Genomic DNA, 230 nt, shown 5'->3' with positions numbered 1-230 from the left:
AAGGTGTCTCTGTTTTCAGCGCTGGAAAAATTGAAAATGGCGTTCTTGAAAGTGGCCATGTACTCACCAGACCCTTTGGTTGGCTTTCCGGAAGTGAAGTAACTCACAGGATCGTAACCGTGTAGCGCAACATCATTGGCACCAGCGTTCATATCTGCATCAGCGACAAACGTGGTGCCGGCAAAAACCAATACAGAACCTGCAGCCATTGATTTGATTGAATTCTTTAC

General features: G+C 46.1%; 1 pseudogene. It reads right to left on the bottom strand.

The features are described from left to right. Positions 1-209, bottom strand: a pseudogene (locus tag ACY2RR_RS24905) (hypothetical protein); the annotation flags it as partial. Positions 210-230: the final 21 nt, after the last annotated feature.

Source organism: Parendozoicomonas sp. 2304DJ65-17 (assembly GCF_058148445.1).
The sequence above is the reverse complement of the archived record's forward strand: the minus strand, read 5'-3'. Positions and strand labels throughout refer to the sequence as shown.